This is a genomic window from Gracilibacillus sp. JCM 18966 (assembly GCF_055392695.1).
In genome coordinates, this window is sequence record NZ_AP043883.1 from 464,501 (window position 1) to 486,665 (window position 22,165).

22 protein-coding genes are annotated in these 22,165 nt (G+C 36.1%); 1 reads left to right on the forward strand and 21 read right to left on the reverse strand.

What is annotated here, in order from left to right; all coding sequences use genetic code 11:
• The 14 genes from ACZ5N5_RS02045 to rpiB form a co-directional block, all read right to left on the reverse strand.
• Positions 1–465, reverse strand: a complete 465-nt coding sequence (locus ACZ5N5_RS02045) for an acyltransferase (RefSeq protein ID WP_464373175.1) — start codon at positions 463–465, stop codon at positions 1–3.
• A gap of 43 nt (positions 466–508) precedes the next feature.
• Complete coding sequence (locus ACZ5N5_RS02050) at positions 509–1,363, reverse strand: glycosyltransferase (protein ID WP_464373176.1); 855 nt, start codon at positions 1,361–1,363, stop codon at positions 509–511.
• Positions 1,360–2,220 (reverse strand): NAD-dependent epimerase/dehydratase family protein, encoded by an 861-nt coding sequence (locus ACZ5N5_RS02055; RefSeq protein WP_464373177.1) that lies wholly within the window; start codon positions 2,218–2,220, stop codon positions 1,360–1,362. The genes ACZ5N5_RS02050 and ACZ5N5_RS02055 overlap by 4 nt, the downstream gene beginning before the upstream one ends.
• Positions 2,217–2,843, reverse strand: coding sequence for a sugar transferase (locus tag ACZ5N5_RS02060; RefSeq protein WP_054787675.1), 627 nt, complete (start codon positions 2,841–2,843; stop codon positions 2,217–2,219). Before ACZ5N5_RS02060 ends, ACZ5N5_RS02055 begins: the two co-directional genes overlap by 4 nt.
• An 82-nt stretch (positions 2,844–2,925) precedes the next feature.
• Positions 2,926–4,755 (reverse strand): polysaccharide biosynthesis protein, encoded by a 1,830-nt coding sequence (locus ACZ5N5_RS02065; protein WP_464373178.1) that lies wholly within the window; start codon positions 4,753–4,755, stop codon positions 2,926–2,928.
• Between the two features lie 19 nt (positions 4,756–4,774).
• Positions 4,775–5,653, reverse strand: a complete 879-nt coding sequence (gene galU / locus ACZ5N5_RS02070) for a UTP--glucose-1-phosphate uridylyltransferase GalU (protein ID WP_464373179.1) — start codon at positions 5,651–5,653, stop codon at positions 4,775–4,777.
• Positions 5,654–5,729: 76 nt separating this feature from the next.
• Complete coding sequence (locus tag ACZ5N5_RS02075; RefSeq protein ID WP_054787674.1) at positions 5,730–6,497, reverse strand: tyrosine-protein phosphatase; 768 nt, start codon at positions 6,495–6,497, stop codon at positions 5,730–5,732.
• A 735-nt stretch (positions 6,498–7,232) separates the two neighbouring features.
• Complete coding sequence (locus ACZ5N5_RS02080; RefSeq protein WP_054787672.1) at positions 7,233–7,928, reverse strand: CpsD/CapB family tyrosine-protein kinase; 696 nt, start codon at positions 7,926–7,928, stop codon at positions 7,233–7,235.
• The gene (locus tag ACZ5N5_RS02085; protein WP_464373180.1) at positions 7,903–8,667 is read right to left on the reverse strand and encodes a YveK family protein; all 765 of its coding nucleotides are present in this window, start codon (positions 8,665–8,667) and stop codon (positions 7,903–7,905) included. The genes ACZ5N5_RS02080 and ACZ5N5_RS02085 overlap by 26 nt, the downstream gene beginning before the upstream one ends.
• Positions 8,668–8,948: 281 nt before the next feature.
• Positions 8,949–9,893, reverse strand: a complete 945-nt coding sequence (locus tag ACZ5N5_RS02090) for a sugar phosphate isomerase/epimerase family protein (protein WP_277679035.1) — start codon at positions 9,891–9,893, stop codon at positions 8,949–8,951.
• Between the two features lie 42 nt (positions 9,894–9,935).
• A complete protein-coding gene (tkt, locus tag ACZ5N5_RS02095; protein ID WP_464373738.1) occupies positions 9,936–11,894 on the reverse strand; it encodes a transketolase in 1,959 nt (652 codons plus the stop codon).
• Positions 11,895–11,958: 64 nt separating this feature from the next.
• Positions 11,959–12,603, reverse strand: coding sequence for a fructose-6-phosphate aldolase (gene fsa / locus ACZ5N5_RS02100; protein WP_464373181.1), 645 nt, complete (start codon positions 12,601–12,603; stop codon positions 11,959–11,961).
• Positions 12,604–12,649: 46 nt separating this feature from the next.
• On the reverse strand, positions 12,650–13,606 hold the full coding sequence (glpX, locus tag ACZ5N5_RS02105; RefSeq protein ID WP_464373182.1) for a class II fructose-bisphosphatase: 957 nt from the start codon (positions 13,604–13,606) through the stop codon (positions 12,650–12,652).
• A 36-nt stretch (positions 13,607–13,642) separates the two neighbouring features.
• Positions 13,643–14,101 (reverse strand): ribose 5-phosphate isomerase B, encoded by a 459-nt coding sequence (rpiB, locus tag ACZ5N5_RS02110; protein ID WP_277679032.1) that lies wholly within the window; start codon positions 14,099–14,101, stop codon positions 13,643–13,645.
• A 313-nt stretch (positions 14,102–14,414) separates the two neighbouring features.
• Here rpiB and ACZ5N5_RS02115 point away from each other — a divergent pair, with 313 nt between their 5' ends.
• Positions 14,415–15,179 carry a DeoR/GlpR family DNA-binding transcription regulator gene (locus ACZ5N5_RS02115; protein WP_109985396.1) on the forward strand — a complete coding sequence of 255 codons (765 nt, stop codon included), beginning with the start codon at positions 14,415–14,417 and terminating at the stop codon, positions 15,177–15,179.
• A 72-nt stretch (positions 15,180–15,251) separates the two neighbouring features.
• Here the strand turns inward: ACZ5N5_RS02115 and dhaL are convergent, their stop codons facing one another.
• The 7 genes from dhaL to ACZ5N5_RS02150 all read right to left on the reverse strand — a co-directional run bounded on the left by dhaL (position 15,252) and on the right by ACZ5N5_RS02150 (position 22,116).
• Entirely contained in the window at positions 15,252–15,893 is a 642-nt protein-coding gene (dhaL, locus tag ACZ5N5_RS02120) for a dihydroxyacetone kinase subunit DhaL (RefSeq protein ID WP_464373183.1), read from the reverse strand.
• Between the two features lie 19 nt (positions 15,894–15,912).
• On the reverse strand, positions 15,913–16,917 hold the full coding sequence (locus ACZ5N5_RS02125) for a dihydroxyacetone kinase subunit DhaK (protein WP_464373184.1): 1,005 nt from the start codon (positions 16,915–16,917) through the stop codon (positions 15,913–15,915).
• A 69-nt stretch (positions 16,918–16,986) separates the two neighbouring features.
• Positions 16,987–18,075 carry a zinc-binding dehydrogenase gene (locus ACZ5N5_RS02130; protein WP_464373185.1) on the reverse strand — a complete coding sequence of 363 codons (1,089 nt, stop codon included), beginning with the start codon at positions 18,073–18,075 and terminating at the stop codon, positions 16,987–16,989.
• A gap of 21 nt (positions 18,076–18,096) precedes the next feature.
• Positions 18,097–19,218, reverse strand: coding sequence for an ABC transporter ATP-binding protein (locus ACZ5N5_RS02135; RefSeq protein WP_464373186.1), 1,122 nt, complete (start codon positions 19,216–19,218; stop codon positions 18,097–18,099).
• Positions 19,206–20,339, reverse strand: a complete 1,134-nt coding sequence (locus ACZ5N5_RS02140; protein WP_277679027.1) for an ABC transporter ATP-binding protein — start codon at positions 20,337–20,339, stop codon at positions 19,206–19,208. The genes ACZ5N5_RS02135 and ACZ5N5_RS02140 overlap by 13 nt, the downstream gene beginning before the upstream one ends.
• A gap of 18 nt (positions 20,340–20,357) precedes the next feature.
• On the reverse strand, positions 20,358–21,173 hold the full coding sequence (locus tag ACZ5N5_RS02145) for a carbohydrate ABC transporter permease (RefSeq protein ID WP_109985394.1): 816 nt from the start codon (positions 21,171–21,173) through the stop codon (positions 20,358–20,360).
• Positions 21,174–21,180: 7 nt separating this feature from the next.
• Positions 21,181–22,116 (reverse strand): carbohydrate ABC transporter permease, encoded by a 936-nt coding sequence (locus ACZ5N5_RS02150; protein ID WP_054787667.1) that lies wholly within the window; start codon positions 22,114–22,116, stop codon positions 21,181–21,183.
• Positions 22,117–22,165: the final 49 nt, after the last annotated feature.

Here is a 22,165-nt window from a genome sequence, read left to right on the forward strand (position 1 = left end):
TTATATTTTTTTTATTTTCCTTGCTGGAACCCCAGCATATAAATACCCTGGACTTAATAACTTTTTATTAACAACAGAACCAGCTGCAACTATACAATTATCAGCAACCTCTGTTCCCGGTAAAAGAGTAACATTCGCACAAATCCAAACATTTTCCCCAATTTTCACTTGTTCATCTTTGTGTATTTTTTCTGAATTATCTAGGTTCCAATTATTAGTTTCATATCCAGTTGATAGAATAGTAGTACCATAAGATAATGTTGTATTCTCACCTACAACGATTCCACCTGCTCCATGTAAAAAAACTCCATTGTTTATCCTTACATTCTTCCCAAATATTATTCGATTCCTATATATCATTTTTGGAACTCCATATAATATTACATTTCTTTTATACAATCTAAAGTTCAAAATCTTGTGTATAATAATACTCAGTTTGATTAATATTCTGTTTATTATTTCCAAGTTTTTGTTACCCCTTTTACTATAAATTCATTAAGGTTGATTGTTACGTTTTCTGTATATTTTTTCCGTGGTAACTCTTTCTAAGATATTTATTTGTAAACCATTCTAAAAATTTTATTGGTGTAATATAAATTATTATTTGACTACCTAATACCATTAGCACATCTATGAAGCTAGAATAACCCATTCTCCAAAAACGATAAATCATTGCTATGTAACTTTTGCATTTTTCCCAACTTTTTCTTCTTTTAAGATTATCTTTATTTGCTCTGAATAATAACAAAGACCTATTAATATTTCTTCCTACACAACCTGAATTTAACATCCTGACAAATAAATCTAAATCTTGATTTCTTCTATAATTGTCATAGCCACCCACACGTAGAACGTCGGATCTTTTATACATAACTGTAGGATGGTTAAAAGGATTTCTCCTTCGAGAAAATGATAATATACTTTCATGTGTTAAAGGAACTATACGGGATGAAACAACATTCTTAGGATCATCATAAAATTCATCTATATGCGATCCTAAGATTACTAAATCTGGATCCTTATTAAATTCATTGATTTGGATTTCACATCTACTAGGAATAGATATATCATCTGTATCCATTCTTGCTATAAGTTCATTTCTACTAACTCTTAACCCTTCATTTAATGCTAAACCAAGCCCTATGTTTTTCTTTAATGATACAACAGTAAATTGTTTAGGATAAGAAGTGACATAACATTCAATTACGTAATCTAATTCAGGTGGTAATGGACCATCTTTTACCAATATAATTTCATTCGGCTTATACGTCTGATTTAACATACTTTCAATACTTAATTTAAGATAATCTGGCTCTTCATTATAATAAACAGACATTAGAACACTATAATTATCATATTTCATAATAAATTCTCCATCCGTTCAGTTAGTTTTATAGATTCCTCAAAGGAGACTACGTTATAATCATGCATATTTTGAGACATTTCTTTATCATATTTTAGGTCTCCAAATACTTTTTTTATTGGGGTAATATTAATTTTTTTGATCAAATAATTCATAAATTTCACTTTGACCAATCTTCGACTGTGAAATTTAGAAATTAATTCAACCATTTTAGTCGTATTGACATAATTAACGTTTTGCGGATGGAAAATTCCTTCCTGTTTATTTTCAATGAGCCTTATAATCATTTCTGAAAGATTATCAATAAAAATCATACTACGTTCATTTTTAATATTAGGAAAAAAGAATGATAATCTCGCTATTTTAGATAGTTTCCTATAATTACCTACACAGTTTGGTCCATATATCATAGGCGGGCGTAAAATCGAAATATAGAAATTTTTACTTTTAATATTCATCAGAAATTTTTCTGACTGTAACTTAGATTTTCCATAGGCATTTACTGGCTTTTCAAGAGTATCTCTATCAATTACTCCTTCTACTAATCCAAAAACGCTCATAGAGCTTAAATATATAAAGTGTTTCACACCTTCTCTTTTTGCTTTTAAAGCAACATCCTTTGTTAAATCGCTATTTACTTTAAAATATAAATTCTCGTTATTTTTTGTTTCTTTAATATGTGCTACCCCGGCAACATGTAACACAACATCATAAACAGAAAAGTCAGCATTTTTCCATTCATCCGTCCGTAAACTTATTTTGTCAATTTGAAAATTGCTAGAATAATGTTCAGTTACCCATTTTTCAAATGAATTACCTACATAACTATTCTTACCTGTGATTAATACCCGTTTCATTTAGAGGCTGACTCCTTTTGTTGAAAGTCTGTTGAACCTGTCCCGCCTTCGACTACCCCGTCTCGTTTTAAGACACTTATAAATGTGCCAATAAAACACTTCAAATCAAACAATATCCCAATTCGGTCTATGTATTCACCGTCCAACTTTGCCTTAATATTGATAGGTAATTCATCACGCCCATTAATTTGCGCCCACCCTGTTAAGCCAGGTAAAACATCGTTTGCATTATACTTATCACGCTCTGCGATTAAGTCATATTGATTCCACAAGGCCGGCCTGGGGCCAATAATTGCCATTTGACCTGCTAAGATGTTAAATATTTGTGGCAGTTCATCTAAACTAGTCTTCCTAAGAAATTTACCTATTCTAGTAATATATGCATCAGGATCACCTAATAAGTGTGTAGGTGTATCCTTAGGTGTGTCAATTCTCATCGTTCTAAATTTTAAAATATAAAAATATGTTTTATTAATTCCTACTCGTTTTTGCTTAAATAAAATAGGACCTTTAGAATCTAGTTTTATGGCAATGATTAATATTACAAAAACTGGTGACAAGATAATCAAACCTATTAAGGCTAATACAAAGTCAACTATTCTCTTTATTTTGGTATAAAACATTTACATCACCTCTTTTACTATAGTGTAGTCTTATAACAGTCGCAGTTTTTACTCCAAAAACAATCTTGTCATTATGAGTTATTTAATTGACTACATCTAATTTCTTTTGTGAATCAAGATAAACAATTCCCATCAATTTCTCTTTTAATTTTTCCCTTGAAAAACTAGAGAAATCTTGAATTAAGGATAGTACTTGCTCAAATTCTACATCAACTGTTTTACCAATATATATTTTCTCAAATACTGCCTCTGGATGCACTTCATCTTCTCCCAGCAATTCCTCATACATCTTCTCACCAGGTCTAATACCAGAAAACTTAATCGGTATTTCCTCTTCACTATAGCCTGATAGTTTAATAAGGTTCTTTGCTAAATCTACTATTTTTACTGGTTCTCCCATATCTAGTACAAAAATCTCCCCGCCACGAGCTACTGTACCAGCTTGAATAACTAGCCTTGATGCCTCAGGTATTGTCATAAAATACCTTGTCATATCAGGGTGCGTAACGGTTACTGGTCCACCTTGTTCGATTTGCTTCTTAAATAAAGGAATAACACTCCCACGGCTTCCGAGTACATTACCAAATCGAACCGCTACAAACTTTGTCTTACTATGCCTTGCTAAATCTTGAACAATCATTTCCGCCACACGCTTTGTTGCACCCATTACATTTGTAGGATTTACAGCTTTATCAGTAGAAACTAAAACAAAAGTATGTATGCCATAAGTATCAGCTGCATCCGCTACATTTTTAGTTCCGATCACATTATTTTTCACAGCTTCGTGAGGGTTATATTCCATTAATGGTACATGCTTATGCGCAGCCGCATGATAGATAATTTCAGGCTTATACTGCTCTACAATTTCAAATATCCTTTTGCGATCTTGTACATCTGCGATAATTGGGAGTATTTCAATATTTTTCTCTCCGTACTTTTGACGCAACTCCATATCTATCGAGTAGATACTAAACTCACCATGACCTACTAATAGAATACGTTCAGGTGTAAATCGCATTAGCTGTCGACAGATCTCTGAACCAATGGAGCCACCTGCACCTGTTACCATTACGGTATTGCTTGTGACATATTCTGAGATCGAATTAATATCAAGCTCGACAGGATCACGACCGAGTACATCCTCGACATCCACGTTTTTGAGGTTACTCACAGAAATTTTCCCTGAAACAATATCCTCTATCTTTGGTACCATCTGTACTTTTGCATTAGTCGCATTACAATGCGAAATAATTTCTGTTAATGCGCCATTAGTTAATGATGGGATTGCGATGACAATGTGTTCGATCTCCAAATCTTTTGCAATTTGTTGAATATCCTTTGAATTTCCTACAACTGGAATATCGTATAATTGCATTTTATGCTTATTTAAATCATCATCAACAAATGCTACTGGACACAAGTCTGTATGGTGTTGTTCATTTTTTAATTGCCGTGCAATCATGGCACCAGCAGAGCCCGCGCCTACGATTAAGGTACGTTTCTTATTTTTCTGCTCCACAATGTACCTATCACGGAAAATTCTCCAAATAAATCTTGATCCACCAATGAGAATGATATGTAAGAGCCATGTCACAATAAGTGCTCGTCGATAGAGATTAAAATCATTGGCTAGGTATTGAACAACTCCTGCCGCAAGAATAGAGAAGGTAATAGCTTTTACAATTGCCATTAATTCTCCCACACTTGCATAGGACCAGACCTTATTGTATAGCTTATAAATGGCTGCAAATAGATGATGAAAGGCAAGTAGCGCAATCGAACTTATCCATAGTGCATGAAGACTTCCAAATTCTGTTGATGGATAAACGATCCATGCCGCAATAAAGATGGCTGTACTGACAATGACAGAATCTAATATTGCTAATAATGCGATTCTCAGTTTATAACCCATTTGGGTCTTCCTCTCTTCATTAATTTACTTTCACTTGCTCTACAAGTTCTTCTAACAAGTTTCTAACCTCGTTACCAATTTCTTCATTTTGCAGAGCAAATTCTAAGGTTGTTTTCACAAAACCGAATTTTTCTCCGACATCGTAACGCTTGCCTACAAAATCATAAGCAAAAACGCTTTGTGTTTCATTTAACTGTTGAATAGCATCTGTTAATTGGATTTCTCCACCTGCACCGAGTTGTTGTTGATCTAAGTATTTAAATATTTTCGGTGACAGGACATATCGACCCATAATAGCTAGATTAGAAGGTGCCGTTCCTTGTGCTGGTTTTTCCACAAAACGATTGACCGAATAATTTCTACCAGCTTTATCACTCGGGTCAACAATCCCATAACGGTGCGTTTCATGATCCGCTACTTGTTGTACACCAATAATCGATCCACCTGTTTGTTCATATTGTGTGATCAATTGCTTCAAGCATGGCGTTTCTGCTTGCACAATATCATCACCAAGTAGCACCGCAAATGGCTCATCACCAATAAACTTACGAGCACACCATACCGCATGACCTAAGCCTAATGGTTCTTTTTGTCTTATGTAATGAATATCTACTTTTGCTGGCTGTTTTGCTTTTTCTAATAATTCTAGTTTTCCCTTTTTTAAAAGGTTATCCTCTAGCTCGAAATTGTTATCAAAGTGATCTTCTATTGCCCGTTTCCCTTTACCTGTCACGATGATGATATCCTCAATTCCAGAATCGATAGCTTCTTCTACAATGTATTGGATTGTTGGCTTATCCACAATAGGCAGCATCTCCTTTGGCATTGCCTTTGTCGCTGGCAGAAATCGTGTGCCTAATCCTGCTGCAGGTATGATCGCTTTTCTAACTTTTTTCATGGTTAATCCTCCAGTAATTCATTATCAAAATTTTCACACATTAAATAGTATATTAAGCTTGTTAGCTCATTAAGAACTAAAATAAGCCTAGGATTTTCTTTTTCTTAATTTTCACTGGGCTTTCTCCTACTACTAATTCTCCTTCAGCTAGAAGCTGAGAATTCTCCATAAACCAATAAAGCAGGGAAGTTCCATAGGCATTTTTTATTTCAGAATGGGCTTCCTGCATCGCAAAGCCTCTTGTCGTGACATTGTGAGCATCTGATGCAATAAAGTGTGTTAGGTTGGATTCAATTAATTGCAGGCTGAACTTCTTAATTTTCTTACCGAATTTCCCGGCAAGACTTGCTGCTGTTATTTGGGTTAATGTCCCATCACGGACGAGTTCATATAAAATATTTGGGTTTTCCATTAATTCTTTGTTGCGTTCTGGATGCACAATAATTGGTTTGACCCCTTGCACTTGAAGATCAAACATTAGTTGGTTCGTATAGCGTGGAACATGGTTGGAAGGTAGTTCCACGAATAAATAACCACTTGTTTCGTTTAGTGGTAGTAGGTGACCATCTTCTAAATCAGCTAACATATCTCCATTTATTCGTGTTTCTTGTCCGGGTAGTATAGTAAGAGGAATATCTTCTGCTTGTAATTGTTCATTTAATTGCTTCACAGCCTCAATTATATCAATCTTATAATTATCATAACTGCCATTCAAGTGATGTGGTGTCGCAATAATCGTGGTAATTCCTTGAGAAACAGCAGATTTCGCCATTTCTATGCTTTCTGTCATATGCTTTGCACCATCATCGACACCTGGCAGGATATGACAATGAATATCAATCATGTTATTCATCGCCCTTTCCTATTTAATCAATCATTCTATTAGAATACTTATCAACCATCCATTTCTAAAGTATAGCAGTAAACACCATAAAAAAAAATAGCATTTCCTACTTATTTTTGGTAGTTACTGTCGAATACTCTTCAACGCTTGTATTTACATGCTTTGCTTTGATAAATACTATACTTTGTGCCTATTAGAAACACACTAATTATATTACAATTTTATAACATTAGTAATTCCTATTTCCTATCCCGTGACTTAAATATGACTCTGTAAATGAATCGTATTTATATTTTGTTCTTTATTTCTTCCTATTAAGTTTATCTTTATTTCAAAGTTTTCTGCTGATTGTCCCTTACACATTATCTCCTTTCTATCATTTATTGTTCTTAATAAAGAATACCAGAATCATTCCATTTTGCAAATCATATGTAATAAATGGTCAAAACATTCCGTGGATAGGGTAATCATTGTTTGCGTGTGATCAGGTTGTTAGGCGTATTTTTTGTTTAGTAGTGGTGGTGGGTTCAATATTTCTAAGTCGAGCTGCCTTCTTTGCTTTTGTTGATTCAGCTCTTTGGTTTGTGGGGTGATCTTTTTCTTTGTGAGCTCAGCATGTTTGATTGTGTGTTCGATTCGCTCTTTTGTGAGGTGAGGTCTTTTTTTGTGTGCTCAGTTTGGTGATTGGGAGGAATTATGAAACCAATAAAAAGAGACTTGATAGGCTCAAGTCTCTTAATTCGCACCATAATAATAGTAGCTTCCCTTTTTCATTACTTTGTCGTTTAAGACGACGCCTAGTAATTTGGCTTTTCCAACCTCTAGAAGGGCTTTCGCTTTTTGGGCGGATTCATATTCAGTTTGTTTACTTCTTACGACCATGACGACTCCGTCACAAATATTAGCTAATATTTGTGCGTCCGTTACCGCTAATACTGGTGGGGTGTCGAAAATGACTAAATCATATTGTAAAGAAGCTTCAGATAGTAATCTTTCCATTGATTTTGATCCGAGTAGTTCAGACGGATTAGGTGGCACTGGGCCACAAGGTAGTAAATCTAATCCTTGTATATCACTTTTCGTAATGGATTCTTCAAATGTGGTGCCACCTACCAGTACACTACTAAGACCTTTTCGATTATCCAGTCTAAACGTATAATGTAAGGTTGGTTTACGCATATCCGCATCAATTAATAATACCTTTTTCCCTTGCTGTGCGAAAACAACAGCAAGGTTCGCTGTAACAGAGGATTTCCCTTCTGAAGGGGCAGATGATGTGATCAGCATACTGTTTAAATCTCCATCCACAGCAGAAAATTGTAAATTCGTTCTTACCGTTTTATATTGCTCTGAAATAGGTGAACGTGGATTAATCTTTGTAATAAGATGACGGATATTGGTTTGCTTAAACGGTTTTCTTCCTCTGACCACTTATAGCCCCCCTTTCTCTTCTTACATTACTAGAACGCGGTACGGTCGTGACTTTAATATCATCTTCTGTAACATGGGAGATGACCCCTAATATAGGTAACTCCAATTTATTCTCGACATCTTCTTCTGTTTTGATCGTATTATCTAAATACTCAAGCAAGAATGCTAATCCGACACCAACCATAAGTGCTAAAACTACTGCTATTGCAATATTTAGCAATGGCTTTGGACTTACGGGGCTTGGATCAGCCGCTACGGTCGCTTCCGTTAATACGTTCACATTATTGACATTCATCAATTCCGGAAGATCTGTTTGGAATATTTGTACCGTTGTATTGGCGATATCTGCTGCAACCTCAGGATCAGCATCTGTTGCGGATAATGTTACCACTTGTGAACTCTCTGCGCTTGATATACTGATTTTCTCACCTAATGCACCGGCAGAAATAGTTAAATCTAATTCTTCTACTACTTGATCTAATATTCTTTTACTACTAATAATGTCGTTATATGTATTAATAATCTCGACATTGGAACGTATTTGATTAATATCTACTGCATTATTTTCATTTGTATCTTGATTAACGATAAATTGCGTACTGGCTTGATAGGTTGGCGTGATGATAAAATAACTTACGATGGCACTAACTAAGATGGCTCCTACCACTAACAATACAATAAGCATTAACCTCTTCTTTAAGACGCTAAATATTTCCTTAAGCGAAATTGTTTCCTCCATTACGTATAAACCTCCAAATTCATGTCCTTTTCATTAAGATGTAGACACACCATAAAGCGAATTATATCATAATCTTGTAGAATTTGACATAAAAATTTGGGAATTTTTTATGTCATATTTTGTCGAATAAGATCATAGTCTAGTAATAGCTTCCGAAGTAAAGTTTTAATATTCGAAATTATAGATTCCGATATTTTAGTTTAACATCTATTGACACCTAAAACAAAAAACTCTTTCCCTTCTTATAGAAAGGGAAAGAGCTCAATCTTTTAAAAGGGGTGTCACTTCAATAATTCCGCTTCTCTTCCTCTGAAATAATCGATCGTTTGCCTTACTAATTTATTGAGTTCATCCTTATTAGGGATGGAATTCATAGCGGGGTAAGGATCTCCTCCTGGTCCAAGAGGCTCTGGAGTAACAAATTTCCCATCTTGATTGAAGCCAATTAAGTATAAAGCCATGATTACTGTATCGATATCTAGGAAGCCTTCTCCCAATGCCCTTCTGTTACTATCCGCTAAATGCAAATTTATTAATTGATTTCTCGCATCCAAAATCGCTTGACTAATATGTGCTTCTTCACTTTGCATATGATAAAGATCTCCATTGATATGCATGACACCTTCATGGCCTACTGCACGAATAAATCTTTTAGCATCTTCAAAAGTATGAATAAAGCTGACTTCTGCAGACCGGATTGGTTCAATCGCTGCTTTAACATGATGCTTTTTAAAAAGAGGGGCAAGTAGCTTTAGGGTTTGTACACTACGATAAAATTCAGCATCATCATATTTATTTGGACGACCTACTGCACCAGGAACTACTAATAAATAATGCCCACCGATTTTAGAAGTGAATTCTACTTCTCTTCTTATATAATCTATTGCTGCTTGCCTACTAATGTGCGAATTACTAGATAAATCATTTTCCACAGAGAACATTCCACAAACACCGGAGACTTTGATATCATATTTTTTCAATAGTTTTTGTGTTTCTTCTATATTATATCCTAAGTCATCCCCGTAATGATTCCCATGTAGTTCGATATAATTAACTCCTGCTTGCTTTAGTCGTGTGAGTGAATCTTCTAGATCCTCTAAACCAAATCCCCAATTGCTCCATGATACATTTAATTTTTTCTTTAGTCGATTTGGATGTTTCTCTTTAAGCTCCTCGAATTTGCTTTTGATTTCATGATTGATTTTCTCATAGTTTTGTATCTTCACTTTATCCACTCCTTTTATGACATAAGGAATACAAGGACGTTGTTAACTCTGTAAGATTGCTTTCATTCGCTTGACTATATTTTCCACGGTAAAGCCATATTCCTTTACTAACACTTCCCCTTTTGCTGATGCACCAAATGTTTCCATACTTATTACATCACCGGAATCTCCCACATATTTGTGCCAACCTAAAGAGGAAGCCATTTCAATCGCTAATTTTGCTTGGATAGATCTAGGTAAGATTTTATTCTTATATTCTAGCGATTGTTTTTCGAATCGATCCCAGGATGGCATACTGACAACCGATACATAGATACCTTCCTTTTGTAATGCCTTTTGTGCTTCGATAGCTAAATGTACTTCCGAGCCTGTTGCTAATAGTTGTCCTGCAGGAGCGTAAGGTGCTTCAGAGATGATATAGGCACCTCTTTTTACCCCTTGTTCCGCTTGCTCGCGTGATACAGTTGCTGGAGGAAGTTTTTGACGAGTTAGTACTAATACGTGTGGAATGTTTTTACTTTCTATGGCTAATTGCCAAGCTGCGGCTACTTCATTTCCATCCGCTGGTCTTATCACACATAGGTTAGGCATTGCTCTTAATGATGCTAAGTGTTCAATAGGCTGATGGGTTGGACCATCCTCCCCAACCGCGATACTATCATGTGTCAGTACATAGGTGACAGGAACCTTCATTAAAGCCGCTGTCCGAATAGCAGAACGCAAATAGTCCGAAAATACAAAAAAGGTACCACCGAATACTTTCATTCCACTATGCGATGCCATTCCATTTAATGCTGCACCCATCGCAAATTCCCTCACACCAAACCAAATATTTCGTCCATCATAACTATTTGGGTGAAAGTCTCGCTCTTGCTCAATCATTGTTTTCGTTGACCCTGATAAATCTGCAGAACCACCTATAAAGAATGGGATCTTCTTAGCAATTTCATTTAAAACTTTGCCAGAAGCATCTCTAGTCGATACAGGTTCTGTAAAGGAGTAGTTTGGCAATATTGGTTGCCAATTATCAGGTAGCTTGCCTTGCATGATTGCTTTTAATTCGTAAGCCTTTTCATTATAAGCCACTTGATAAGCTTCCCATTGTCGCTTCCACTTTTCCTCTTTTATTTGCGCTTCTTTTTTTAATCTTTGATAAAAATTCTTGATTGATTCAGGAATCGTAAATGGTTGATCAAATGGCCAGTTGTAATACTTCTTCACTAATTCTCTTTCCTCTTTCCCTAAGGCTGTACCATGTGCAGCTGCCGTACCAGCTTTATTCGGAGCTCCAAAGCCAATGATGGTTTTCACTTCGATCAAGGTAGGTTTTTGTCTATTTTGTTTCGCTAGTAGAATGGCTTCATCTATTTCATTCAAATCATTACCATCCTCCACCTGTAACACTTGCCATCCGTAAGCTTGAAACCTCTTTGCGACATTTTCTGAGAAGGAACGACCTAATTCACCATCCAATGAAATATCATTGGAATCATACAAAACCATTAACTTCCCTAGCTTTAAATGACCCGCCAATGAAGCTGATTCATGTGAAATCCCCTCCATTAAATCTCCATCGCTACATAAACTATACGTAAAATGATCGATAATGGAATGACTTCTTTGATTGTATTTGGAGGCAAGGAAACGTTCGGCCATCGCTATACCAACAGCCATTGAGATTCCTTGACCGAGAGGTCCTGTTGTAGCTTCTACTCCTACTGTATGACCATATTCCGGATGACCAGGTGTCTTACTTCCCCATTGTCTAAAATTTCTTAATTCTTCTAATGGAATATCATAGCCATGCAAATATAACAGACTATATAATAAAGCAGATCCATGACCTGCTGATAAAATGAATCGATCCCGATTAAACCAATGAGGATTTGCTGGGCTATGCTTTAAATGCTTTGTCCACAAAACATGTGCCATTGGCGCAGCTCCCATCGGTAGACCAGGATGTCCCGAATTTGCTTTTTCTACCATATCAATAGAAAGCATTCTTATTGTATCAATGGCTAACTGGTCTATTTCCCTCGTAGCTGACAAAATAACTCCTCCTCTCTTATTTCGGTACCTTTTCCCAATCCGCTAAAAATTTTTCAATACCGATATCGGTTAATGGATGGCTCCATAATTTTGGAAATAATGATCCTGGAATGGTAGCAATATCCGCCCCTGCAATCGCTGCATGTTGTAAATGACTGATATTTCGTATACTCGCTGTGATGATCTCTGTATCGAATTGATATTCATTTAGAATTTGTTTTAAATCCTTTACTAGATTTATTCCATCTGTACCAGTATCATCTATTCTCCCTACAAATGGACTGATATAATTCGCACCCGCTTTTGTAGCCATTAAGCCTTGGGCAACCGAGAAAATTAGTGTTACATTTGTTTTGATGCCCTCTCTTGATAAAATATGAACAGCCCGTAATCCCGCTTCTGTCATAGGAATTTTCACTACTACATTGGTGGCCCATTTAGCTATTTCTCTTGCTTCCTGCAACATCTCTTCTGTTTCCATTCCGATGACTTCAGCACTTACTGGTCCTTTCACCACACTACAAATTTCTTTGATGACTTCTTCAAAATTCTTTCCTTCCTTAGCAATAATGGATGGATTAGTCGTAATCCCATCAACAAGACCTAATTGGTTTATCCGTTTAATTTCATTTATGTCTGCAGTATCAAGAAAAAACTTCATCCTTGCCCTCCTCTGAAATTACTATTCTATTAAATATGCTTTTACCTCATTTAACGAGCTCCTGATAATTAGAATGTTTACACTCGATATATCTTATATGCTTATTTTGACCATTTAATAGTAGAGAATGAGTAACATAATTGGAATCAGTATCTAATACAATACCTTTTAACAAAATATTTTCCGTAATTCCCGTAGCTACAAACAAACATTTATCCGAGCTGATTAAATTATGAAGCTTCAATATCTTATTAGGATTGTATAAACCCATTTCTACACATCTTTCATACTCCGTTTTATTTTTTGGGAGTAGCTTTGCCTGCATGTCTCCTCCAAGACATTTAACAGCAACTGCAGCTAAAACACCTTCAGGGGCTCCCCCTATTCCATAAAATAAATCTATTCCTTGTTTCTTCATACAAGTTGCAGCTGCATAAGTTATGTCTCCTTCATCAAATAGATACACTTTTGCCCCAATATTTCGTACCTCATCAATTAATTGGGTATGGCGTTCTCTATTTTGAATAAGAATTCTCATGTCTTTTATATTTTTTTCATTTGCTTTTGCAACGGCATGCACATTTTCTACTAATGAAGCATTAAGATCAATTTCTCCCTTGGCTTCTGTTCCTACAACGATTTTTTCCATATACATATCTGGCGCATGGAGGAGTGTGTTTCTAGGTGCTGCAGCAATAACGGTAAAAGCATTTTCTTGTCCATTTACGGTAGAAGTTGTTCCTTCGATAGGATCTACCGCAATATCTACCTTCGGATTGACACCTGCCCCTACTTCTTCCCCTATATATAGCATTGGAGCATTATCGATTTCTCCTTCACCAATTACGATCTTTCCATCAAAATTTATTTTATTTAGTGTATCTCGCATGGCATTCGTTGCAGCACCATCTGCCTTTATTTTATTTCCACTGCCTACCCATGGATAAGCTGCTAAAGCTGCCTGTTCGGTAACTCGCAAAAAATCAAATGTGAGGTCTCGCATCCTATTACTCCCTTCTCCGCATTTTCAGATGGAAGGCTAGTTCGTAGATTTTTCGATAAACTCCTTTTCTTTTGCTGTAATTTTGTTTACTTTTCTTTCAGAGCCACCTGCCCATGAGGAATTTAAATAAGTTGCTACTACTTTCTTAGCTAATTCTGTTCCAATAATCTGTCCACCCATTGTCATGATTTGAGCATTATTACTGAGTTGTGCTCTTTCAGCCGAATAGGTGTCATGACATAGTGCAGCACGAATCCCTGGATATTTGCAAGCAGCTATCGCAACCCCAATACCTGTTCCGCATATCAATATCCCTCGATCTACTTTTCCTTTCCTTATATCTGAAGCTACCTGGAAAGCAACATCAGGATAATCAATGGCATCACACGTATAACATCCATAATCGACAAATTGATAATTTTCATCCTGTAAGTAAGCTTTTATCGCTTCTTTCATGTTAAAGCCGTTATGATCGCTACCAATGGCAATTTTCATTTTACCATCCTTTCATTATTATTTGTTTTCGTTTTCATTTTATTATAATTTTTGTTTTATTTCAATATTTATTTTCGTTTATTTTCGTTTTCGTTATTCAATTTCGTATTTACACCCGGTGATGTAGTTATATTTATGAATAAATATTTGCATTTTTAATTTAATCAATAAAAAGCGAAATGTTTTTAAGCGTATAATGTTAAGAAAAGAAAATATTTCAATATATTTTGATTACGTTTGTTATCATAATGTGATACACTTATTAGAAATGCAGAGATATTAGACTGGTATAAGGGTGATTATATTGAGTAAAATGTTTGCAGCGGAACGCAGGAACGTCATTTTGGAAATATTAAAAGACAAAAAAAGGATAACGGTGAAAGAGCTATCTCAAATGTTAAATGTTTCTGAGGCAACTTTACGAAGTGATTTGTCCCAGATGGAGAAAAAAGGATTATTAACGAGAACACATGGTGGAGCAGTACTTGATTCTCCTATCAAAGCAGAAAATACATTTTCCGCAAGAGAAAAGAAAAATAAAGAAAGCAAGATAGCTATTGCAAAAAAAGCAATGAGTCTAATACATGACAAGAACTGTATCTTCTTAGATGCTAGTACAACCGCTTTGGAAATTGCACGCTTATTAAAAGAAGAAAATATTCGTCTAACCGTCTTAACGAATGGTATTTCTACAGCCATCGAATTACGAGATAACCCCGCTATTACCGTTATTCTTCTAGGGGGAATGTTAAGGAATGGATCCATGGCATTAGAAGGCCCATTTGGAACAAGTATTCTTAATCAAATCCATGTAGATATCCTATTTACCTCTGCAAGAGGCTTTACGGTGGAAGAAGGTTTAACGGATTTTAGTGTCTATGAGGTGGAATTAAAAAAAGTTATTGTCAATAAGGTAGAAAAAGTGGTAGCCATCGTTGATCATACGAAAATCGGTGATAACTCTATTGCTTCTTTTGCAAGTGTGGAGGATATTGATTTATTCATTTCTGATGAAGATATTAATCAAGATCTCAAAAAAGTCTTTGAAAAAAATCACGTTCAATTTATGAAGTCATAAAAAACGAAAAGGACGAAACATCTTTTGTCCAATTCGTTTTTTTATTTACTCATTAGAATAGTAATGCAATGATTAAGTTACGGAAAATAAGCTTTTTTGAAAGCATTCCAGTATGAAATAGATGGATGTGGCACCTGGATCCAAAAATCCTTTTGAGCGCTCTCCTAATCTGCTGGATCTCCCCTTTTTAGAGATCATTTCTTTAGTCGATAGCATTCCATTTTCGGCAGATACTAATGCTTGATCAAATATTTCCGAAAATGATTGATCCTCCCTTTTGTTCCTTAAGGACTGGATAAAGGGTTGAATCGTATCAATCATCGTTTTATCTCCAACTTCTGCCTGCCCACGTTCTTTAATCCCATCACCGAAAGCAATCCAAAAATCTAATAATTCGGTGTGATTAAATGCCGTTTTCCCCTTCAAAACCTTACTCCCTCTTAAAAACCCCGTGGCATACAACGGGCCAACTGACGATCCAACAGCATTAAGGAAGGTCTTAGCTACTACCTTACTAATCTCTCCCCCATCTCTTTCATTTTGTAGTTCATTATCTAATTTCTCCTTTACTGCTTGCCATCCAATTGACATCGTGACACCATGATCACCATCTCCTAGTTTTCGATCCAATTCTGAGAGGTAATCTTTTTCCTTTTCCATCATCTCAATCACAGCATACAAAAATTGCTTATAGTTTTCGATTGTGTAAGTCATGAAATATTCCCCCCGTCTCTTATAATTGTGCATACATCGGACAATCTGCTTCAGCGTCTATTAAGCTAATTAACTCCTCATCTAAATTCGTCAGCGTAACGGAACATCCTCCCATTTCTAAGGAAGTGCTATAGTTGCCAACATAGGATCGGTATATTTCTATCCCTTGTTTTGCCAATATTTGTTCCACTCTTCTGAAGACAATATAAAGCTCCATTCTTGTCGTAGACCCTAAACCATTGACAAGTACAGCAACCTTATCTCCATTTGACATAGCCATATCATTTAAAATATCTTGCACTAATCGATCCGCAACTTGATCTGCTTGCTGCAATTCGCCTTTCTCTACACCAGGCTCGCCATGATGACCCAATCCAATTTCCATTTCATTTTCCTTCAGAGAGAAACTCGGCTCATTCGTTTGTGGTAAATAACACGGGGTTAAGCCTACTCCCATTGTACGTGTCCGTTCATTTGTCCTCCGCGCAACATCCGCTACTTCTTTTAAGCTGTACCCCTTCTCAGCGGCAGCTCCAGCTGCTTTCGTGACAAAGAACTCCCCAGCAATTCCTCTTCTCTTTTCTTTTTCCTCACTTGAGGCAGAAGCAACATCATCATTCACGACTACTAGCTCTACATCGATATCTTCTTCCATTTCAGCAAGCTCTGCGGCCATCCCGAAATTCATGATGTCACCGGCATAATTTCCGTAGATATAAACAACCCCATTGCCTTTGTCGATGGCTTTTGTTGCTTCGACAATTGGCTCAGGTGGTGGAGAAGCAAAAATGTTTCCAACCGCTACCCCATCTGCCATACCTCGACCGACATACCCCATAAAAGCAGGTTCATGACCTGAGCCTCCACCGATTAGAACACCTACTTTACTCTCCTTCGTTTCACTTGCGATCACAATAGAACGTTTATTTTCCTCCAACCTTCTTACTTGGTTGGGATGTGCTTTTATATAGCCTTCTATCATTTCATCCACCACATCATTTGGATTATTTATTAATTTTTTCATTATTATTTCCTCCTCTGATTACGGGCTATGTAGGAATAGCAGATCCTGCAGTAGAATCTGCTATTCTATTTAAGGCACTAAAACTACTTTGAGAGAATCTTTTCCGCTCTTAACCATTTCAAATCCTTGCTCGAAATCTTCTAATGGTAATTGATGGGTTACGACACCTTCTGTCGGAAAATCTCCCTTAGCAATACCATCGATAACAATCGGATAACAATATGGCCCAAGGTGTGAGCCTAATACATCTAACTCTTTACGATCCCCGATAATACTCCAATCAATCGTTACAGGGTCTTTAAAGACACTAAACTCAACAAATCTCCCTAGTTTTCTTATGGCAGATAAGCCTTGTTCTACCGATTTTGGATGTCCTGTTGCTTCAATATATATATCACATCCATATCCATCCGTCAGATCTTTAATTATTTTCACTGCATCTTCCTTAGCAGGATTAATGGTTAAATCAGCGCCGAATTTTTTAGCAAGCTTCAACCTATCCTCTAATAAATCTAAGACAATTAATTTACCTGCACCTGCTTTTTTAGCAGCTCCAACCATTCCAAGCCCTAACGTTCCTGCACCTGCGATCACCACCGTGTCACCGATTTGGATTTGCGCTCTTTGGACTGCATGTAAAGAGCAGGCATATGGTTCAATTAGAATGGCCTTTTCTATTGGTAGGTCTTCTGGCACTTTATAGTTAATAGCTTCTTTTGTGAACTTCATATATTCTGCCATTCCACCATGGACATTATATTGGAATCCATATAAGTCGTGTTTTTCACACATCCAATAGTTTCCACTCTTACAAAAACGACATTCCCAACAAGGCACAATTTGTTCTGAGATAATTCTATCTCCCACTTTAAAATCCTTAACAGCCGCTCCTAATTCTACGATTTTTCCAATAAATTCATGTCCAGGAATGACAGGCGCCTTAATATATGCTGGCTGATAGTCATCTCCCCAAAAAGAAACGGCTCCAGCATGTGCTTTGGCATCTCCAGCGCAAATTCCGCAAGCTTCTACTTCCACAATAATCTCTTGATCATTCTCGAGTTTAGGTGTTTCCACTACTTCTAAGCGATAATCACCTGGTGCATAAGCTACAACTGCTCTCATTTCCTCTGGTAGGGCTTTCATTGTTTTTGTCATTTGCTATTCCTCCTTAAAAAATTAGATAAGTACTTTTTGTTTTTCAACACGTTCGCCTGTATTCACATCAAAGATATGAATACGATCGGAATCGAATTTAATTTTGATACCATCACCCGTATCAAGCTTATAAATTTCCTCCGACACAATACTTAAAATGTTATCTTCTTCAATTTTTATATGAATTCTACATTCTTCCCCTACATTTTCAAATACAGTGACATTTAATTCCGTAGAATACGGTTGGTCATCTGTTACAACAGAAATATCGGTTGGTCGAATACCAAAGCGGTACTCCTTGCCCTCTTCCAAATAATCTTTATATTTGTCAGGAACATTAAACCGCAATTTCCCATTTTTCGATACTAAATAAACAGAACCTTCTTTAAAGGTAGCGAAAACAGTAAATATATTCATAGGGGGTTCCCCAATAAAACCAGCCACGAACTCATTTTGAGGATGGTTAAATACCTCTAGTGGTGTTCCAAATTGCTGAAGAACACCGTCTTTTATAATGGCAATCCTATCAGCTAAGGCCATTGCTTCCAGCTGATCATGTGTAACAATAATTGTTGTACAATTTATTTCATTATGAAGATGTTTAATTTCTGTTCTCATTTTCTGTCTAACTTTTCCGTCTAAATGTGAAAGTGGTTCATCCAGTAATAAAACCTCTGGTCTCCTAATTAGGGCCCTTGCAATATTTACCCTTTGCTTCTGACCACCAGATAAAGCACTAGGATTCATTGCTAATAAATCCTTTAGATCTAATAAACTAGCCATTTTATCTATTTCTTTTTTTATCGTTTCTTTTGGTACATTTTTTGCCCTCATGTTAAAACTAATGTTGTCATACACAGATAAAGGTGGATACATTGCATAGTTTTCAAATGCCAAGCCGATATTTCGGTCCTTTGGATGTAGATCATTTAGTTTCCGTTCTCCAATCAATACTTCTCCACTTGTGATATCTTCCAAACCCGCTATCATTCGCAAAGTGGTCGATTTACCACAACCCGAAGGACCCAATAATGCAACAAACTCTCCATCTTTGGTTTCTATACTTAAATCACTAACTGCATGTATCGCTTCTCTATTCTTATAGAATGTTTTATTTAAATTTTTTAATGTTAGTTTTGCCATACTACCTCTCCCTTCGCATCTTCTCTATATTTGGAAAGAAGGTTCATTTTATTAGGACCAAAAAAGATTGCTTTGTTAACATCTAATTGAATATAAACAGGTTTATCCATAGCTACTTGAAGGGTAGATGGTACGGTAAGCCTTATTTGATTGCCATCTTTTTCAACCGTCAACACCGCTTTTGCTCCCAACGGTTCAAAACTATAAGGGATACACTCCACACAATTCTCATTTTCTTTTGTAAAGCTATACTGAATATTTTTAGGTCGTATACCTAACTTGACTGAAGTAACATTCTCTTTTACATAACCTTTTATAGTTTCCGGTAGAGGTTGATTTTTTGCTTCCTCAAAGATAGATAGTTGGTTATCCTTCGTTACACTAGCGCGGAAAAAATTGATCTCTGGTTCACCAAATGAACTCGCAACAAATTCATTATGGGGGTAATAATAAATTTCATCAGGTGTTCCTATCTGCTCTATTTTCCCTTCATTTAGAATGGCAATTTTGTCTCCTAGGCTCAACGCCTCTAGATAATCATGCGTAACATAAATAGTGGTAGTGTCTAAATTTTTCTGCATTTCCTTTAGTTCTGCTCTCATTTGATGCCGAAGCTTAGCATCGAGATGGGTGATTGGCTCATCCATTAAAAATACATTCGGATTTCTTACGAGTGCTCTACCTAAACCTACTCGTTGTCTTTGGCCATTCGATAATTCTGATATATCTCGTTCTAATAGGTGATCAATCTTTAAAATGTTAGCTACTCTACTAACTTCTTTTTCTACTACTGCTTTTGGTTCTTTATATCTTGGGCTTCTTAATGGAGAAGCAATGTTATCAAAAACAGTAAAGTGCGGATATAAGGCATAATTTTCAAAAACCATCGCTATGTTTCTATCTTCGGGTTCTACATAGTTATAATGCTCTCCATCTAGATACACATCACCATAATCGGGTAAATACAAGCCTGCAATTACATTTAACAAGGTGGTTTTACCTGCACCAGCAGGGCCAAATATAACAAAAAACTCTTTATCTTTGATTTTCAAATTTATATTGTCTAGCGCAATATCTTTTTTAAATTTCTTAGAAACGGATTGTAAAGTTACATCTGCCAATGCTCTGCCTCCTTTCGATTATCCTTTTACCGAACCCATACTCAACCCTCTTACCAGGTGTTTTTGGATCGATAATGCTAATATAATAATTGGCAATGAAGCAATTAAAACCGCTCCAGCCATTTGTCCATAATGCACAGTATCTGACGCTACATACTGTAGCATGGCAACTGTTGTCGTGGTGACGTCTTGACCTGCTAACAATAACGAAAACGTAAAGTTATTCCAAACAAAAATTAATGATAATAAAGCAGAAGCAACTAAACCAGGACGAATAAGAGGCATGACAATTTTGATAAAAACTTGCCACCAGGAGTATCCATCAAGTCGTGCTGCATTTTCCACCTCCACAGAAATATCTTCAAAATATCCCCGTAAAATCCAAATCAACAAGGGTAAAGACAATACTTGAAATACCCAAATTAATCCTACATAAGTGTCATAGAGGCCTAATTCTTGATAGAGTAGGAATAGTGGTAAAACTACTAATATTTCTGGAGCAAAACGGAAGGACAAGAAGGTGAATGCAATCCCATCCCTTCCTTTAAAGTCAAAACGGGCAAGTGCATAAGCTGCTGGTACACCAACTATAATCGATAAAGCAATGGCTCCAAAACTAACAATGATATTATCTAAAAAGTATCCTATATATTCTCCATCCGAAAATAACATTCGATAGTTTTCTAATGTTGGTGTGAAAATAAAAGTAGTGTTAAACATGTCTCGATCGTGTTTAAAAGATAAAATTACTAACCATAGTAGTGGAAATATGGCAAACATTGCATATAAGACGAGTGCTGCATTTTGTAAAAAAGCTATGATTTTCTTCTTCATATTCATCCTACTTTCCTGACGCTTTATTTTGAGTATATGTCCAATATTTAACGATGAAATGACTTAAGAAATAGACAAATAGATATAAAATCAACATGAATGGTAAGGATACACCTAATTCTTTATAGGTAAATGCTTCTGTATAAGCAGTCAGTGGTAATGTCATTAAGGTATCTCCAGGTCCACCTCTTGTTAAAGCAAAAATAATGTCAAACATTTGAAGTGACAACATTAGTCGGAATAATACCGCAATGATTAACATTGGCATAATCATAGGTAAAGTTAGATTCTTAAAGGTAAACCAAGCAGATCCTCCATCTATCATTGCCGATTCAAATGGCGCCTTCGGTAAGGAACGTAAGCCTGCTAGAACCAAAATGGTTACAAAAGGTGTAAAAACCCAAGCATCAATAATTAATACAGTGATCAACGCAGTAGAAGGATCCGCTCCCCAATTAAAGTTTGTAATTCCTAATTGTCTTAACCAATCACTATAAATACCAACTGAGTTATTGGTCATTAGTTGCCAAATAATAGTGGCAATTACTGGAGCGATTACTAATGGAAAGATTAAAACAATCCGCAAAGACCTTGCTAGCATATTCTCTCGATTCAAGAGGAGAGCAATTCCAATGCCTAGTAATGTTTCGATCAAAGTTGCTAAACCCGCATAGGATAAGGTGACGCCAACACTATGCCAAAAACTTGGCGATGAAAACATCGCTATCCAATTTTCCAAACCAACAAACATATATTCAGCATATTTAAAGGAATAGTTCGTTAATGAAAAATATATAGCCATCCCAAATGGAATTAAAATGCCAATGGTTAGTAAAAATGCTGGACTAAGGATAAGAAAAGATCTCATTTTGATTTTCCAAGGTACTTTATTTGTTAACTGCCTTTCTTTCATTGCTTGTTTCTCATATGCCTCTGTTGCCATGTGCTTTCACTCCTTGTATAACAGGGCGGATAGCCCACCCGCCCTATGT